Below are 17,052 nucleotides of genomic sequence, written 5' to 3' on the forward strand. Positions count from 1 at the left end.
GGATTGGATCCCAAGGCTCTCATGGCGGAACTCTTCGGGAAAAAAACCGGAATCTCCAAAGGATACGGTGGCTCCATGCACTTCTTCGACAAGGACAAACATTTTATGGGAGGCCACGGAATCGTAGGAGGTCATATTTCTCTCGCGGCAGGAATCGCCTACGCGGCCAAATACAAAAAAACCGACGCGGTCACGATCTGTTTCTTCGGAGAAGGTGCGGCCAATATCGGCTCCTTTCACGAAGGAATGAATCTCGCCGCGATTTGGAAACTACCTCTCGTGATGATCTGCGAGAACAATCACTACGCGATGGGAACCCCCGAATACCGCGCATTGTCCGTAAAGGACGTATCGGTCCGAGCGGCAGCCTACGACATAGCGAGGGACCATATCGAAGGAGACGAGGTTCGCAAAGTACGCGATCATGTACACGTCGCGGTGGAGCGGGCGCGGAGGGGTGAAGGCCCTACTCTTATGGAAATTTCCACGTATCGCTTCCGAGGCCATTCCATGTCCGATCCGGCAAAATACAGAACCAAGGAAGAATTGGATCGTTACAAAGAAAGCGATCCGTTGTTGCGCGCCAAAAACGATCTTCTTCACGCGGAATGGACGGAAGAAGAATTAGAAAAACTAGATACGAATTTATTGACTCAGGTGGAAGAAGCGATCGCGTTTGCCGATGCAAGCGACGAACCGCCGTTAGGTTGGTTGTACAAAAACGTCTATGCGGAGGATGTCTGATGGCGATTCTCACATACCGGGAAGCTCTCAACAGAGCGATGTGCGAGGAAATGGATAAGGACCCGAATATCTTCCTCATGGGAGAGGAAGTCGGTCACTACGACGGGGCCTATAAGGTTTCTCAAGGAATGCTCGCCAAATACGGAGAAAGAAGAGTGATCGATACTCCGATTTCCGAAAACGGTTTTGCAGGCGTGGGAATCGGTGCTGCCATGGTCGGCCTTCGTCCCATCATAGAATTTATGACCTGGAATTTTTCTCTCGTAGCGATCGATCAGATCATCAACTCCGCGGCTAAGATGAATTATATGAGCGCCGGACAATTCCCGATTCCGATCGTGTTTCGAGGAGCCGGGGGCGCCGGTGGAAGATTGGCGGCTCAACATTCTCAGTCGTTCGAAAGTTGGTACGCGCATATCCCCGGTTTGAAAGTGATCGCTCCGTATACGCCCGCGGACGCGTGTGGTCTTCTCAAAACGGCGATCCGAGACAACAACCCGACGATCTTTATCGAAAGCGAGGTTTTATACGGAACCAAAGGAGAAGTTCCCGATCAGGAATACTCGATTCCGTTCGGAAAAGCGGATCTCAAACGGGAAGGTTCGGATATAACGATTGTTAGCTGGTCGAGAGCGTTGCAATACGTTTTACCCGCCGCCGAACGGCTCTCACGAGAAGGAATCTCCGCGGAAGTTTTGGATCTGCGTTCGATCCGTCCCTTGGACGAGGAAGCAATCTACGCGTCGATTCGTAAAACCAACCGAGCTTTGATCGTAGAAGAAGGTTGGGAAGTGGCCGGTTTCGGTTCTCAGATCGCGTATCTGATCCAAAAAAACGCGTTCGATCACCTGGACGCCCCCGTGGAACGCGTCACGCAAGAAGACGTTCCGATGCCCTACGCCGCCAATTTGGAAAAGGCGTCCCTTCCGAGCGAAGAGAAAATCATCGCGAAGGTTCGGGAGATGTTGGAATAACGCACGCGAGGAACATTCAAAATGGCTAAAATTGCAGAGATGACTCAGCTCAGCCCGACGATGTCGGAAGGGAAAATCGTCCGTTGGCTCAAACAAAAGGGAGACGCGGTTTCTCCCGGAGAAATCATCGCGGAAGTGGAAACGGACAAAGCCGTGATGGAAATGGAAGCCTTTGAAACAGGAATCCTTTTGGAAGTCCTCGCACCAGAAGGAAGTCTACTTCCGGTCGGGGCACCGGTCGCCATCATCGGAAAATCGGGAGAGGACGTTTCCGCGTTAGTCGAAACCGCAAAAAAATCCATTCCTGTAAAAAAGGAAGGTTCGGCTGCGCCCAGCCAAACCCCGACCTCTGCACCGGGCTCGTCGTCCGCGACAACTCCGACTTCTTCCGCACAAACGCAAAGCGGAACCTCCTCCTCATCCGCAACATCGAGCGTAGGCGCAGGAAAAATTCCCGAAACGAAAACGAACGTTTCTCTTTCGCAAGGCGCGGAAAACAAAGGTATAACAGCAAACGAAGAACGATCTTCCGGATTCAAAACGCCCTCTTCGTTCGGCGCGGAAGAATCGGAGTATTCTCCCGTTCGAACCGCACGCGACGGGCGTCCGATCAAGGCTTCTCCGTTGGCGAAAAATCTCGCGATTCAAATGGGAGTGGATTTGGGAGAAGTGATCGGCTCCGGACCCGGCGGAAGAATCATCAAACGCGACATTCTTTCGTATCAGGAATCCGGCGGAGGCAAACAAGGTTCTTTGGGAGCGCGACAAGACCGAAAACTCGAAATCACAGGAATGCGCAAAACGATCGCCTCCAGACTCGCGCATTCAACTTCGACGATCCCTCACTTTTATCTTACGATGGAATTGGACGCAGGTCCGATCAGCGATCTTCGAACTTCCTTCAACAAGGATCTGGGGCTCGAGGGTCACGAAAAAGTCAGCGTCAACGATCTGATTCTCAAGGCTTGTGCATTCAGTTTATCGCAAGTTCCGGAAGTCAATTCCTCCTGGAGAGAGGATCATATTCTCCAGCATGGAAGAATCGACGTGGGCGTCGCGGTTTCGATCGAAGGAGGTTTGATTACTCCGTATATCCGCAACGCAGATCGGAAAACCGTACTCGAGATCAGCTCTGAAATAAAAGAACTTGCTTCCCGGGCAAGAGACAGAAAACTCAAACCGGGGGAATACACGGACGGAACCTTTACCGTTTCCAACCTCGGAATGTATGGAATTTCTTCCTTCACCGCGGTTATCAATGAACCGGAAGCCGCCATCCTTGCGGTGGGAGCGCTCGTCGAAAAACCGGTTCTTAAAAGTGGAAACGTCGTTCCCGGAAAAATTCTGAACGTCACTCTTTCCTGCGATCACAGGGTGATCGACGGAGCGACGGGTGCGAGATTTCTTTCGATCTTCCGTGATTTTATAGAACATCCCCTTCGCCTACTTACAGGCTAAGGATTTTATTTTTGTGGAAAAAGATTCAGCGTCCGCCACTCGAAAAGAAAAAATTAGAAAATCGGCACTCCTCCTTCTCTCTTTAAACAAAGAAGACGCAGCGAAAGTCTTATCGAAGTTAGACGATTCCATGATCGAGGAGATCATTTTGGAAATGGCTCAGATTCGGAGCGTTTCCAAAAAAGAAAAAGAGGACGTACTTCTCGAGTTCAAGAATTCGCTTCGACCCGAAGACGGTGAAATCAAAGGTGGAATGGACGCGGCTCGGGAAATTCTGCAACATTCCCTGGGAAGAGAAAAAGCGGAGAATATCTTAGGCAAACTTTCCCGCAAAGACATAGAAGACGATTTTTCTTTTTTGAGCGAAGCGGAACCCGGTGTTTTGGCCGGTCTTTTACAACACGAATCCCCGCAGACGATCGCGGTAACTCTCGCGTTTATGACTCCGAAAAAAGCGGCGGACATTCTGAAATTTTTTCCCGGCGAATTACAAGCCAACGTCGCTTATCGTTTGGCGAACACGACCAAGACACATCCCGACGCGATCAAGGAAATCGCGAGAGTTCTCAAGAAAAAATACGAACAACGAGACCGCTCCGAATACAGCGAAGCGGGAGGCGCGGAAGCTCTTGCGAACATCCTGGGGCATATGGATAAATCCCAAGAGGAAAATATTCTGAAAGAACTCGAGGCGAATTCTCCGGAGCTGGCAAAACAGGTAAAGGAAAAGTTATATACGTTCGAGGACGTTCTCGGATTGGATCAAAAAGAGATGAGGATTTTGATCAACCGATTGAACGACGACGAATGTTTGGGCGTCGCCCTTCGGGGAGCGGGAGAGGAATTGAGAAGTCATTTTTTAAACGCGATGTCCCGCAACCGAGCCGCGGAAATTATGGATTCGATGGACATCCGCGGAAAACTAACGTTACGCGAAATCAGCGACGCAAGAAATGGAATACTCAAACTCATTCGCGAGTTGGAGGAAGAAGGTACGATTTTCGTCAAAAAAGACGGAGAGGAATACATTTAACCGCTTATAGTCAAATTTTCCGAACTTGAATGTTATTGATTTAGAAAGGGAAACAACCGGAGCTGACGGGACTCGAACCCGCGACATCCTGCGTGACAGGCAGGCACTCTAACCAGCTGAGCTACAGCTCCTTGTTTGATAGATACTTTTTCAAAGGAACTCGTACGGTCAATCCCTTTCAAACAAATTAGTCCGAAAAATTCTGTTCCGGAAATCGTTTCTTTCATTTCTTGGAATACGGAATCATCTTTCTAAAAATATTGGAACCCGCACACGAATGATCGTACAGGAAAAAAAACCGAAGGAACTTTTGGAAGACCGTATCTTTACCGTTTCCAATTTCCTTTCCGTAAGCAGGGTTTTTCTTTTGCCCTTCTTTATCACGTTTACGAAAACATACATGGAAAATCCGGAACGAACCGAATTTCTTTTGTACGCAATTTTAACCTGTTTGGGAGCGGTTTTGACCGATTACCTGGACGGCTTCCTCGCCAGATTATTGGATCAAGAATCGGTACTCGGTCGTTATTTGGATCCTGTTTGCGACAAGATCGTTACGGTCGGCGGTCTTTCCGTTATCGTTCATTATTTTCGATTTCCGATTTGGATCTTAATCGCCTACATCATCCGCGAGATTTTAGGGATTTGGCTCGGGAGCTTTTTGTATTTGAAACGGGGAATTCAAGGGAAACCGAATTGGTGGGGAAAGTTCGGAGTCGGCTTGGTTGCAATCGTCGTCCTTTGGTATATGTGTATTCCTCTAATAGAACGCAATATCGTCGGAGAAAGCCTCTTGAAAAAACCGGAATTATCGGGTTACGTTCTGGTTTTTATTCTTTGTATCGGAATCTTCGCCTATTCCAAACGTTATTGGAATATCGTATTTCATCCGGAAACAATCCAAATCGATCCTGAGGATAAAAAGACGAAAAAGAAATACGAACTTGTATAAACGTAACTTCCTTGACGTGCAAACCGGGTTTCACATCCTGTCTTATGCAACCCGCTCGGGTGGTGGAATTGGTAGACACGCAAGCTTGAGGTGCTTGTGCCGTTTAGGTGTAGGGGTTCGAGTCCCCTCTCGAGCAAAATCCTTCCTTTTTTAAATCTTTCCCCGCCAAAACAAAACCGACTCGAAGCGAGAGCTGAAAGATCGTTCTAAGCGACTCCGTCCAGAAGCGTAAAGAACGTTGACCGGAAACCGGGATTGACGTTTCTCGTAGGAATTACGACGGAAGAGGGAAATATTTCGCTGGCAATGAGCGTGATTTTGTGATAGGAAAAAAACATCCGATTTTTTCCCGCCACCTCTCCTCCACCACCCAATCAGGGTGGGGCGCGCGTTTCACGGACGGATCGCCGGAATTACGACAAGACACCGATTACAAACAAAACAGCTCCGAAAAAGTCTTCCTTCCGTACGGCTCCCTTCGATTTTATGAAATTAACCCCTATGACCGACCCGAAAACCAGGCTCCTCTCCTTCTTCATTTTCCTGTTTTGTCTTTTTTCATTCGGTTGGATCCTATCTTTCGAAAATTCCGCAGAAACGGTAAAGCCGATCTCGGAAGCTCCGGACGCAAACGGTATCCCCGTTTTGATCTATCATGAAATCGTAATGGATGAACGTGCACCCGGCGAAACGGTGATTTCTTTGGAGAAATTCCAAGAGCAGATGCACTACCTTCATACCCACGGATATCAACCGGTAACGATGAAGGATCTCCTTCAATACATGCGCGGCCAAAAACGACTTCCTCAGCGTTCCGTCGTACTCAACTTCGACGACGGATGGAAAAACGTCCTCAATGCGGTCCCGGTCTTGAATCGTTATTCCTTTCCGGCTTCCTTCTGGATCATCTCCGGACCGAAGGGAATCGGCAACGGAGAATATCTGGAATGGTCCGATATACGAGAACTCGCTCGCAATCCACGTTTCGAAATCGGATCACATACTTACAGTCATCCTTGGGATCCGAAAAATAATTTGGTGACTTGGGTGGACGGACGCAATCCCGGAAAAGGTCCCCAAGACGCGCTTTTCGAATTGAAAGAATCCAAAAAAATCCTGGAACACAACCTGGGAATACCGGTGGATTACCTCGCCTGGCCCTGCGGATGGTACAATGAAACCCTCCTACGACTCGCAAAACGAGCGGGTTATAAAGCGATCGTAACTACGGAAGACGGAAGCAACGTTCCGGGTGGAGATCCGTACAAAATCAAACGGATCTTCATAGACGGACAATGCGATATCGACTCGTTCGTAGAACAATTGGAAAATCCTCGCTACATCGTTTGCCAGAAAAAACAAAAGTCCACGCAGGGAAATTCCCCGTATTCCCATTAGCATTTTCTAAACTTACCGCTTTTAAAAAATTTCGGGAAAGTTTCGAGTATTGTGGTATCAAGTTGACCCCCGTTCTTCGTTATAGGTAGAAAATCGGCACAAATTCGATGTCTACTGCTTCCGCAACGAACCCGAAGTTTTCGGAAACGAAAACTTCCTATTCCCGCCAACTCTGGCTTACACGAATCTTTTTGATCCTAACCGCGGTAGCCTGCGTCTTCGCAGGTTATGAAATGTTCCAAGTGTTGTTGGAACAGATCGAGGACGATCGACCGTTCGCAGCCATCGGACAAATATCGTTCTTTCTCATCATCGCATTACTCACGTATGGCAACTTCGTTTATCAATTTACGAGAATCGGATATTTCAAACGTCTCTTGTCGCATTCCCCCGCAAACCGCGACCGCTTGGAAGAAGCCGTTTACCAGGGAGATGCCGCTCCTCTGGCCATTTTGGTTCCTTCCTATAAAGAAGAATTGGATATCGTCCGGGAAACGCTTCTATCCGCCGCGCTCCAGGATTATCCGAATCGGCGGATCGTACTTTTGATCGACGATCCTCCGCAACCGAAACGTTATGCGGACTTCGAAGCGCTGCGGAACATGAGAAATTTACCGCAGATTCTGCAGAGCGAATTCGACAAAGCGGCGTCTCCTTTTTTGTCGGCCAAAACGGAATACGAGAACCGGAAACGGAGCGGAATCACCGAATCGATTTCGGAAATCGGTCGAATCGTGACCTTATACGAAACCGCTCTTTCGTGGTTCGAGACGAAACTCGGCGAATACGACGATCCCTCCTTACGCAAGGAACTTCCGGATCATACCCGGATCTTTATGCGGGACCGGGTGTTCGAAACCTGGTCCGATCTTCATCGTTCCAAAATCGAAGAATGGAATACTCTACTTGGTTCAAATAACGATTCGCCAAACCGGGAAAATCCCGCTCTGGAAGCAAAAATCGAACGGGAATACAACCGACTTGTCAGTTTGTTCTCGGTGCGTTTTTCGAGTTTCGAACGAAAGAGCTATGTAAACCTCTCCCATCTGCCGAATAAGGCGATGAATCTGAATAGTTATATCGATCTTTTGGGAAAACGATTTCGCGAACGAGAGGACGCACAGGGAATCCATCTGGAAGAAACGTTCCGCGAAGACTTTACTTGGGAAGTTCCTGCTGCGGAATTTTTGATCACCTTGGATGCAGACAGCACCCTACTCCCGGATTACGCGATCAAACTCGTGCAAGTATTTTCCCGACCGGGATTCGAACGAATCGCGGTGGTACAAACTCCGTACAGTTCGGTTCCAGGCGCACCCAATGGCTTGGAACGGATGGCGGGAGCCACGACGGACATACAATATCAAATTCACCAAGGTTTCACACATTTCGGAGCCACGTTTTGGGTCGGGGCCAATGCCATGCTTCGTCATCGAGCGCTTTTGGATATTTGCACCTTCCACGAGGAGCGCGGATTTAAAATCCGCAAATACATCCAAGACAATACGGTCATCGAGGATACGGAATCGAGCATCGATCTCTTGGACGTACATTGGAATCTCTTCAACTATCCGGAACGTCTGGCCTACAGCGCGACCCCTCCCGATTTCGGTTCTTTGTTGATTCAAAGAAGACGATGGGCCAACGGAGGATTGATCATTCTTCCGAAACTGATCCGTCACGTATTCTCGTTTCCTTGGCGTTGGGCGAAATTCGTGGAAGGTTTTTTTCGAGTGCATTATCTGGGATCGATTGCGGCGGTGAACGTGGGTTTGGTGATACTTATGGGAAGTCCATTGGGAGAAGGGATCGAAACGTATTGGATCGCCTTGTCTTCGATTCCGTATTTCGTTCTTTATGGAATGGACTTAGTCCGTCTCGGATATCGATGGATCGACGTCGTTCAGATATATTCCTTAAATCTTTTGCTGATTCCGGTCAATCTCGCCGGGGTTTTTATGTCCGTCAATCAAGCGATCACGGGAAAACAAATTCCCTTTAGCAGGACTCCGAAGGTGATCGGCAGAACGGCCCTACCCGGTTTGTATGTGATTTCCGAATTCGCACTTTTCGCGCAACTAGTATTCGGATGTATCATCAATTATCTGCATCGCAACTGGATCTATTCTTTGTACAACCTATCCAACGCCCTTCTTTTGGGATATGCGATCGTAAAGTTCATCGGAATCAAGTCTTGCTGGGAGGATCTCCTCCTTTCCCTCGAAGAACCGCAGGTGGAAATCGTGGAAACGGTCGCCCACCTGGTTGAACCCGGAGTACAATTAGAACTGGAAAGTGCGATCGTATATTCCCAGGAAACCGAGACTGAGGAGTAAACGGGCCGAATCGGAACAGTACTCGTTCGTAAGATTCGTCGTTTCCTTTCGAACGGATGATCCCGTTCGTCTCGAAACAAACCGATTACGCCAAAAGGACGCTCTCTAAAACCGGTCAAATTCCTCTTGTAATTTGATTCCCGCGGAAAACTCTCGTTCTATATGTCTGCGAATCAAGGACCGGTATCCGTACAGGAGGTTTTGTACAAAGCCAGGTTGTTTTTTTCCGGATTTTTTCTCTGCCTATTCTTGTTGTTCGGAGCGTTTTTTCTTTCCCCACTGTATTTGATCCAGGACAAACCCTTCCCGAAAAGCGACGCCCTCGTTTTGGAGGCGAAAGAAACGATTCCGCGGGAAGTTCTTAAAAACGCGGCGGACGGATTTAAAAAAGGATATGCAGGAATTCTAATCATCTTATATTCTCCCGCAACCTCGAATTCCGCATTGGGCATCGGAACGGATCTTACGACGGAGATGCAAAACTCTCTTGTAGCGTTGGGAGTGGACGAATCAAAAATCCTCATCTATAAACTCGATCCGTATCCCGTAGGCGCAAAAAACTTCTCCAAATCGCTTTTGAAAATCTGCCTGGATCGACAATTAAAAACGATCTTAGTGCTTTCCAAACGATTCGAATCCGCACTCAATCAGACGACATACGAATCCGTGCTCGGACCGGCCGGCTTGAAAATTCAGGTCGTCGCGTTATCCGATAAAACGAACGCTTCCAATTGGTTTTTAACGGAAGAAGGATTCGAACTCGTCTTCTCGAATTTGGCCAGAACTCTTTATCAAATACTCCCAGGAAAATAAAATCGGAATGTCAGACGCAAAAGAAACCAACGAGTTAGTTCAACAAAGAATTCAAAAGATAGAAGAACTCAAAAAACAGGGGATCAATCCGTATCCTGTGCGTTTTTTTCCGGATTCAAAGGCAAAGGAATTGATCGACAAATACGGGGTTTCTCCGACCGGGTCCGACGTCAAATTCAAGTTAGGCGGTAGACTTCATTCCAAACGTGTGATGGGAAAGGCGAGTTTTGCGCATCTAAAGGATTCCAGCGGAATCATACAACTCTACGCGACCCGAGACGATCTCGGAGAAACGGAATATTCCGTATTTAAGTCTCTGGATCTCGGAGATATCGTCGGTCTGGAAGGTTATCTTTTTACGACTCAAAAAGGGGAAATCACGTTGCACGTCACCGCAGTTCAGTTGTTGGCGAAGTGTATTCGTCCGCTTCCCGTGGTAAAGGAAAAGGACGGCGTGGTATACGACGCTTTCTCGGACGTGGAACAAAGATATAGAATGCGTTATGTGGACCTCGTCGTAAACGATTCCGTAAGGGAAACCTTCATCACCAGGAGCAAAATCGTATCCGAAATACGGAGTTTTCTAACGGGCGAAGGTTTTTTAGAGGTGGAAACTCCGATGATGCAACCGATTGCGGGAGGAGCAGCGGCGCGTCCGTTCGTCACACATCACAACACGCTCGATATGCAATTGTATTTGAGGATCGCACCCGAGTTGTATCTCAAACGTCTGATCGTGGGAGGGATGGATCGTGTTTTCGAACTCAATCGTAATTTTAGAAACGAAGGAATTTCAACGAAACACAATCCGGAATTTACGATGTTGGAAGCGTATATGGCCTTCGGTGATATGTCTTCCATGCTCGATCTAACGGAACGTCTTATCACCTACCTCGCTTCTAAGATTTGCGGATCGTTGAAGATTCAATACGGAAAGGATTTGATCGATCTATCTCCTCCTTGGAGAAGGGTCACTTACGTGGACATCATCCGAGAATACAGTGGAATCGATTTCAGTCGAATTACGTCTTTGGAAGAAGCCAAAAAAAAAGCGGCCGAATTGAAAGTGGACGTTTCCAAATGTCAGACGATTTGGAAAGTCGCCGACGAGGTATTTTCGGAGAAAGCGGAACCCAATCTGATTCAACCGGTTTTTATCACGGATTATCCCAAAGAACTTTCTCCTTTGGCCAAATCCAATCCCGATAAACCGGACTACGTAGAACGTTTCGAACCGTACGTCGCCGGACGCGAAATAGGGAACGCCTTTACGGAGTTAAACGATCCATTCGATCAAAGGGAACGTTTCGAAGAACAGGTAAAACAAAGAGAGGCCGGAGACGACGAAGCGTTTATGATGGACGAGGATTATATTCGAGCTTTGGAATACGGAATGCCGCCTACGGGAGGTTTAGGGATAGGAATCGATCGATTGGCGATGCTCTTGACCAATTCACATTCCATTCGAGATACGATCCTGTTTCCTTTGATGAGACCGGAATAAAACGAAACCTCTAACTTTGAAATCTTCGTTTGGTCCGTGTTAGGTCTTCCAAAAAACGGAGGGCCAGCGAATCCACCAAGATATCCACGCGATTTCGAAGATCGGTGATCGATCCGTCGGTGACGTCCAGACGACGTTCCAAACGGTGAATCGACGCTTGGAATCGGTTATCGAAATTGCGAAATTCCTCTTTCACTTCCGCGCGAAAACCATCTAGGTCGGACTTTATTTCCGCACGAAGCCCCTGATGATCTGCTTTCATCTCCGCACGAAGTTCCTGTCGATCGGCTTTCATCTCCGCACGAAGTTCCTGATGATCGGCTTTCATCTCCGCACGAAGTTCCTGATGATCGGCTTTCATTTCCTCGCGAAGTTCCTGATGATCGGCTTTCATTTCCTCGCGAAGTTCCTGCTTGTCTATTTTCATTGCCAAGCGCAGGCCCTCTAGTTCGGATTTCATCTCCGCACGAAGCTCCTGTCGATCGGATTTCATTTCCTCGCGAAGTTCCTGCCGATCGGCTTTCATTTCCGATCTCATTTCGACTCGAAATTCTCCGAAGTTAGATTCCAAACCGCGGAACTCGCTTTTCAGTTGTTTTAGCTCCGAAAATAAATCTTTCCAAAGAAGTCTAAGGAATCCGAATAAAGAACCGAACCCAGCGAGTGTGGAAAGAAATAAAGCCCAAAAAGGAAAGTCGGACATAGAAGGAAATACCGGGTTTCAAAAAAGAAAAATCAAGAAGAAAAAAGACGAGGGTGAAAAATAAAAATAGATTCTACATATTTTTACCTACAAACGAAATCACATGCAAACTAACGAATATGATTTTCAGACTGTTTCGAAGAGACTTTCTATTTTTTCTGAAAGAGTGACTTAAAAAATACGAGAGTGAAAAACTGAAACATACGGAAGAAACGGAAGATTCTCCACGGTTTACTCAAAATTCTCCAAAGCCAGATCAAACCTCTGAGTTTGAAAAAATTAGGCGCCTTTCTCACCTTGCCGGAAAGAATATCCAAGGACCCCCCCACTCCGATAATGACGGAATGTCCGAAGAAGGCGGTGTTGTTTTCGATCCAGATTTCCTGATCCGGAAAATCCATCGCTAAAAAGATGATGTTGGGACTGGTTTTGCGGATCGATTCCTTGACCATCAATTCGCGCTGCGGATTCATATAACCCGCGTGCCGACCCACGATCCTCACTCCTGGAAAATGCCGGGACAACGTGAAATACACTTTTTCGATCACGTCTTCCTTACCCCCCAACATAAAGATGGAATAATTCCGCAATTCGCAAAGACGAACCAAATCCATCATCAAGGCAATGGGTGAAATTCTTTCTTTCAGATCCTTTCCCATACGATGGGCGGCCCACTGCAGACCCGCACCTTCCGCTAAAATCATCGTGGATTTTTCCGTGATCCGATGCAACTTCTTGCCCTTTCGTACGGAGAGGATCTTGATCGGATCCAAGAATAAGACGTGATGAAAGCGTTCTTTTTCCTCCAGCAGACGATAGATCTTTGCGACCGCTTCGTCCTGGGATACGTTGTCGAACGGAACCCCGAGAATATCCGTTTTTCCTAATGTTTCCGTTTGTATCACTTGATAATCGAGAAGGTAATCCCGATCGTCTTTGGCGGATAAATGTATGATTTCCCCGGGCTTTTTCATCCTAAAGACATCCTATACGACATAAGCTCAGAGTCAATTGAAACTTAACTGTTTCGAGTCCGGATTTTACGAACCGCGCTCCTAAATTCGGATTCCAAACAAGCCATAGAAATGCCGGAAAGGAGGAACGGCCCTTGGTCCAAAATCGAATCCAGTTTGGAAACTTGAATTCCTCCGATCAAGGTCACCCGTATCGGGGCCGCGCGGGCGACCGTCTTCAGAATTTCCGTTCCGATCGCGGACTTTGCGTCTTCCTTATTTTCGGTTTCGAAAACCGGACCCAATCCGACGTATTTCCACAAGGTAGGATCCAAGGACAAAACCTCCTCCAACGTATGCGCGGACGTTCCCAAAAACAAACCGCTGCGAGCCAATTCGTTTTTTTCCGTTTCCGTCAAACGTTCGAAATCCTCCTTACCGACGTGTGCACCGAAACAATCGGAACGAATCGCCAAACTCCAATGATCGTTCAAAATCCAACGCGCTTTCGGATAACGTGTTCGTAACGTTTCGAGAGAACGCGCTATTTCGGATTCAGTCAATGTCTTCGCTCGAATTTGAAAAAAGGGAACCACATCGGAACAAGGAAGCCAAAGTTCGGGAACGGAATAAAAGTCCAGATTCTTTTTTTCGCAGAAGTCCCAATCCAAAATCGGATAAATTCCCGGGCTTCTCCAATCGGACGTTTGCAACTCAAACATCCTCGTCGTTTCCCAACAGTATGATTCGATTCCGCAGCGCAGTCATTGTCCTTTTTTCTCCCGGTTTTCTTTGAGAAAGTTTGAATCAGGAATCATTCAAGGTCGAATCTTTTTTGATTTACGCGAAATTCACGGATCGGGAACATACACATATGAGGAAATTCGCGTTCATTCTTCTTTGTATTTTTCTTTTGTCTGCCCTCTTTTTAGGATGTAATTCCAGAAAAGACGAAACCACGGACAAGGCCATTTTGAATTATATGCTTTCCTGCGGTCCGGGCGGAACAATCGAATCCTGCAACGCGAGTTGCTCAGATCGTTACGGAGCGACCGTCACAAGCGCGAATTTGCAGGCGCTCAACAGTTGCACCAGCGCTTGTGCGACCAACTGCAATCTCGTCAGTTTGTTTCTGACGTACAGTTCTTTGAATAAGTAAAAAACCGAAATAAAGAGGCCGCAAACAAACCGGCGGTCTCTATCTTTAAAATCGAATTTCCTGCCTGAACCCCGGGAACGTCTTTTTCATCCAACAATTCCAATTCCGCTTTCCGAAATCCTCCTTCCGGACCGATCAGCCAAATCGTGTTTCTAAAAAATTCCGGTTTCAGGTTCGATTCTCCCCGCGGATCCAAACGATACAAGGAAACACGGTCCTCGTTTCTCGTTCCGGGATCTTCCAAAAATTCCCGCAAAGAAAGAGGTCCGCGTACCGAAGGAAGAAAAATCCGTTTGGATTGGGCGGCGGCTTCTTCGGTGATTTTAAGAGAACGTTCCAAATTGAAATCCCTTCGATCGGATTGTTCGAAATTCAAAAAGTAAAAATGGGTCAACCCGAGTTCGGTCCCTTTTTGCAGTAACCATTCCAGTCGATTGCCCTTGGGAATCGCGGTCGCAATTCCCGCAACGAAACGTTCTTTTGGGTGAATTTCGGTTTTTCGTAGAATTCCCCGATCGGATCCCGCCTTAACTTCGTAAAAACAATCCGCTCCGTTTCCGTCCAAAATTCTAAGATTTTTTGTTTCGGAGAATATACGAAGCGCCCTCAGGTGCGCGACCTCTTCCTTGTTTAAACGAAGCTCCTCTTCCGGTTTCCATCCCCTTCTGAAAAAAATCGTTTCGCCCAAAACGCCCTTCCTACCGGTTCAAATTGGCGAGTTCGAAAAGGGAAGGGTCGGGTTTTACTTCCTTATCTATTTCAGTATATTCTAAAACACTAATGGATCCCGTATTTAGATCCAACATTTCAAGACGGCTCGCGTGTTCTTCCTTGGCCACTTTCTGGTTCTGTTTGACTTTTACCGGACCGTATTTGATGTTCATGGTTTTGAACAGAACACCGTCCCGATCGTGAAAATCCAGACGGGATGGTTTTAAAGTTTCCAGATCCAAAAGAAGAATCAGTTTGGAATAAAAATACGGAATGATCGGTTTTAGGGAGACACGTTTGTAACTGCGGTCCGCCGTTTTGAGATCGTTTTGTACGATCGGATTGTAGTTGGCCTGATACGAAACTCCGGATAAATCGATAAAGCTGAATCCGGTCGCGAGATGCGATTCGTATTTTTCCTCGTCCACCTTGCGGAATATTTTTTTGGAAAGAACGTTGAAGGCGTAAATTTGTTCGCCTTCGTCCTTTACCAAAATCTTATATTCCAAACCTCTTCCGCTACTTTCGAAAAGATAAAGAGTATCCTCCTCTTTGCGGAAAATGCTCACGTCCCAACTCCAGGTTTCTCCGGTTCTCCGTATGAGAATGAGATTTCCTTTGATCAAACCTTGGTTGGATTTTACGAGGGCCTGGTCCAAACGTGCGACCAGTTCCTGCGCCACCCTCGCTCCGGACCCTTGCGAACCGGTTTCTCCGCTGGGCAAGACGGCCGCGAAAAAACAGAAAAAGAACGCAAGGATCCGAATCAAACTTACTCCGCCCTCATCGTGGGAGCGCTGAAGGAATAAAGTCCGTGAACGGAACCTTGCGCTTGTGCGGATTCCGAACGTCTTTCAAAACGTATCTTTCCGTCCCGAAGCGCTTTGTGGATTTCGGGAATGGATTTAAATCCCATATCCTGAAAGGAAAGTCTCAGTCCTTGGGAAAGATACGGGATGAAGTTGAGAATGGAACCTCGGTCCACGACCGATCCGCTCACACCTTGCGCGACCTTTACCTTTTGTCCCTCGTTAAAATAACGTTTATCTCCGCCTGCTTTCATCGCTTCGATGGAAGCCATTCCTCTGTATTTTTTGAGGCGAATTCCGTTTTCGTAAAAGTAATCTCCCGGAGCTTCCGTAGTTCCGGCGAACATAAATCCCATCATACAAGTGGACGCTCCAATGGCGAGCGCGTTGGCGATGTCTCCGATGTTGGAAATTCCTCCGTCCGCGATCACAGGCACGTCGTACTTCGCCGCGTGCCTCGCGGTTTGAAAAACTGCGGTAGCTTGCGCCCTTCCCACGGCCATCGTATCCTGAGTGATACAAATCGAACCCGGCCCCATTCCGATTCGAAGTCCGTCCGCCCCGGCGCGGATCAAATTTTCCGCTTGTGCGCGAGTAACCACATTTCCGCCCACCACTTCCAGATTTTTGAATTCCTTTTTGATAAATTGAATCATCTCGATTTGATAATTAGAATTTCCCTGCGCGGAATCGATGATGATCACATCCACACCCGCTTCATACAAAGCCGCTACTCGATCCCGCGATTCAAGAAGAGTGGAAACCGCGGCTCCACAACGAAGACGTTTGTTTTCGTCTTTGGAAGCGTCCGGAAATTCCTTGTTCTTCTTTAGGTCGGAACGGCTGACCAGAGAAACTAATTTGCCATTGGAATCAACAATGGGAAGTTTCCCTATTTTCGATTTTTTTATGATATCGTTTGCTTCCTGAAGAGTGATACCCGCTTTGCCGGTGATTACGTTCGTGGTCATCACCTTATCCAATGTGATTTCTCTGTTCTTTTCGAAATCTATGTCACGGTTTGTCACAATTCCGACAAGTTTAGAATCTCTCGAACCGTCTTCCGTCACCGGAATTCCTGTAAACCCTTTGTGTTCTTTGATCCAATCCAAATCACGAATCGTATTCTTCGGTCCGAGGATAACGGGATCCGTGATGAATCCGTTTTCGAAACGTTTTACTTTGGCGACGTGCGCTACTTGTTCTTCGATCGTGTTGTTGTAGTGGATGATTCCGATGCCTCCCATCAAGGCTTGTGCGATCGCCATCTGGGATTCGGTCACCGTATCCATAGGCGAACTGATAAACGGTCGTTTTAATTTTATATTTCGAGTCAGTCTGGTTTCCAGCTCAACTTCGGAGGGATGGAAGTCGATAAATCCAGGGAGGACGAGAAAATCTCTGTAGGTTAGACCGATCTGAAGACTGAATAGCTCGTCTCCGGATAGTCCGTCTAAATATTCGGAGTCGCGGTAAGTTTGGTTTGACATTCTTATTCCTTACCT

Annotated in this window: 16 protein-coding genes and 2 tRNA genes (1 of these 18 running past the window's edge); 11 read left to right on the forward strand and 7 right to left on the reverse strand. The window is 47.4% G+C overall.

The window, feature by feature from the left end:
* The 4 genes in view from pdhA to fliG are tightly spaced (at most 21 nt apart) and all read left to right on the forward strand, a layout consistent with a single transcriptional unit that may run on beyond the window.
* Window positions 1-744, forward strand: the 3' portion of a protein-coding gene (pdhA, locus tag EHQ17_RS05985) for a pyruvate dehydrogenase (acetyl-transferring) E1 component subunit alpha (protein ID WP_135590415.1). Its footprint begins 240 nt before the window's first position; 744 of the gene's 984 nt are visible here — the last part of the coding sequence; its start codon lies off the left edge, out of view; it ends in the stop codon at window positions 742-744.
* Window positions 744-1,718 (forward strand): pyruvate dehydrogenase complex E1 component subunit beta, encoded by a 975-nt coding sequence (locus EHQ17_RS05990; RefSeq protein ID WP_135590414.1) that lies wholly within the window; start codon window positions 744-746, stop codon window positions 1,716-1,718. Before pdhA ends, EHQ17_RS05990 begins: the two co-directional genes overlap by 1 nt.
* Window positions 1,719-1,739: 21 nt before the next feature.
* The gene (locus EHQ17_RS05995) at window positions 1,740-3,176 is read left to right on the forward strand and encodes a dihydrolipoamide acetyltransferase family protein (RefSeq protein ID WP_135590413.1); all 1,437 of its coding nucleotides are present in this window, start codon (window positions 1,740-1,742) and stop codon (window positions 3,174-3,176) included.
* 13 nt (window positions 3,177-3,189) lie between these two features.
* The gene (gene fliG, locus EHQ17_RS06000) at window positions 3,190-4,209 is read left to right on the forward strand and encodes a flagellar motor switch protein FliG (protein WP_135590412.1); all 1,020 of its coding nucleotides are present in this window, start codon (window positions 3,190-3,192) and stop codon (window positions 4,207-4,209) included.
* Between the two features lie 57 nt (window positions 4,210-4,266).
* Here the strand turns inward: fliG and EHQ17_RS06005 are convergent.
* A tRNA-Asp gene (locus tag EHQ17_RS06005) sits at window positions 4,267-4,340 on the reverse strand.
* 146 nt (window positions 4,341-4,486) lie between these two features.
* Between EHQ17_RS06005 and EHQ17_RS06010 the strand changes: the two genes are divergently transcribed.
* The 6 genes from EHQ17_RS06010 to lysS all read left to right on the forward strand — a co-directional run bounded on the left by EHQ17_RS06010 (window position 4,487) and on the right by lysS (window position 11,212).
* Window positions 4,487-5,161, forward strand: coding sequence for a CDP-alcohol phosphatidyltransferase family protein (locus tag EHQ17_RS06010; RefSeq protein ID WP_135590411.1), 675 nt, complete (start codon window positions 4,487-4,489; stop codon window positions 5,159-5,161).
* Between the two features lie 53 nt (window positions 5,162-5,214).
* Window positions 5,215-5,297: transfer RNA gene (locus EHQ17_RS06015), tRNA-Leu, on the forward strand.
* 434 nt (window positions 5,298-5,731) lie between these two features.
* Window positions 5,732-6,559 (forward strand): polysaccharide deacetylase family protein, encoded by an 828-nt coding sequence (locus EHQ17_RS06020; protein ID WP_425460682.1) that lies wholly within the window; start codon window positions 5,732-5,734, stop codon window positions 6,557-6,559.
* 107 nt (window positions 6,560-6,666) lie between these two features.
* Window positions 6,667-8,895 carry a glycosyltransferase family 2 protein gene (locus EHQ17_RS06025; RefSeq protein ID WP_135590410.1) on the forward strand — a complete coding sequence of 743 codons (2,229 nt, stop codon included), beginning with the start codon at window positions 6,667-6,669 and terminating at the stop codon, window positions 8,893-8,895.
* Window positions 8,896-9,057: 162 nt separating this feature from the next.
* The gene (locus EHQ17_RS06030) at window positions 9,058-9,708 is read left to right on the forward strand and encodes a hypothetical protein (RefSeq protein WP_135590409.1); all 651 of its coding nucleotides are present in this window, start codon (window positions 9,058-9,060) and stop codon (window positions 9,706-9,708) included.
* 7 nt (window positions 9,709-9,715) lie between these two features.
* On the forward strand, window positions 9,716-11,212 hold the full coding sequence (gene lysS / locus EHQ17_RS06035; RefSeq protein ID WP_135590408.1) for a lysine--tRNA ligase: 1,497 nt from the start codon (window positions 9,716-9,718) through the stop codon (window positions 11,210-11,212).
* A gap of 10 nt (window positions 11,213-11,222) precedes the next feature.
* Here the strand turns inward: lysS and EHQ17_RS06040 are convergent, their stop codons facing one another.
* The 3 genes from EHQ17_RS06040 to EHQ17_RS06050 all read right to left on the reverse strand — a co-directional run bounded on the left by EHQ17_RS06040 (window position 11,223) and on the right by EHQ17_RS06050 (window position 13,590).
* Window positions 11,223-11,915 (reverse strand): DUF1640 domain-containing protein, encoded by a 693-nt coding sequence (locus EHQ17_RS06040; RefSeq protein WP_135736156.1) that lies wholly within the window; start codon window positions 11,913-11,915, stop codon window positions 11,223-11,225.
* Between the two features lie 149 nt (window positions 11,916-12,064).
* A complete protein-coding gene (locus EHQ17_RS06045) occupies window positions 12,065-12,889 on the reverse strand; it encodes a WecB/TagA/CpsF family glycosyltransferase (RefSeq protein WP_135590406.1) in 825 nt (274 codons plus the stop codon).
* A gap of 44 nt (window positions 12,890-12,933) precedes the next feature.
* Window positions 12,934-13,590 carry a thiamine phosphate synthase gene (locus tag EHQ17_RS06050; RefSeq protein WP_135590405.1) on the reverse strand — a complete coding sequence of 219 codons (657 nt, stop codon included), beginning with the start codon at window positions 13,588-13,590 and terminating at the stop codon, window positions 12,934-12,936.
* A 152-nt stretch (window positions 13,591-13,742) separates the two neighbouring features.
* Here EHQ17_RS06050 and EHQ17_RS06055 point away from each other — a divergent pair, with 152 nt between their 5' ends.
* Window positions 13,743-14,027 carry a hypothetical protein gene (locus EHQ17_RS06055; protein ID WP_135590460.1) on the forward strand — a complete coding sequence of 95 codons (285 nt, stop codon included), beginning with the start codon at window positions 13,743-13,745 and terminating at the stop codon, window positions 14,025-14,027.
* On the opposite strand, the gene EHQ17_RS06060 is transcribed toward EHQ17_RS06055, so the two are convergent.
* From EHQ17_RS06060 to guaB, 3 genes are read right to left on the reverse strand one after another with little or no spacing between them, the layout of a single operon-like run.
* On the reverse strand, window positions 13,990-14,715 hold the full coding sequence (locus tag EHQ17_RS06060) for a 16S rRNA (uracil(1498)-N(3))-methyltransferase (RefSeq protein ID WP_135590404.1): 726 nt from the start codon (window positions 14,713-14,715) through the stop codon (window positions 13,990-13,992). The genes EHQ17_RS06055 and EHQ17_RS06060 overlap by 38 nt on opposite strands.
* 10 nt (window positions 14,716-14,725) lie before the next feature.
* The gene (locus EHQ17_RS06065) at window positions 14,726-15,508 is read right to left on the reverse strand and encodes an outer membrane lipoprotein-sorting protein (RefSeq protein ID WP_135590403.1); all 783 of its coding nucleotides are present in this window, start codon (window positions 15,506-15,508) and stop codon (window positions 14,726-14,728) included.
* Between the two features lie 2 nt (window positions 15,509-15,510).
* A complete protein-coding gene (gene guaB, locus EHQ17_RS06070; protein ID WP_135590402.1) occupies window positions 15,511-17,037 on the reverse strand; it encodes an IMP dehydrogenase in 1,527 nt (508 codons plus the stop codon).
* Window positions 17,038-17,052: the final 15 nt, after the last annotated feature.

The sequence above is a fragment of the Leptospira gomenensis genome (assembly GCF_004770155.1).
GTDB lineage: Bacteria > Spirochaetota > Leptospiria > Leptospirales > Leptospiraceae > Leptospira > Leptospira gomenensis.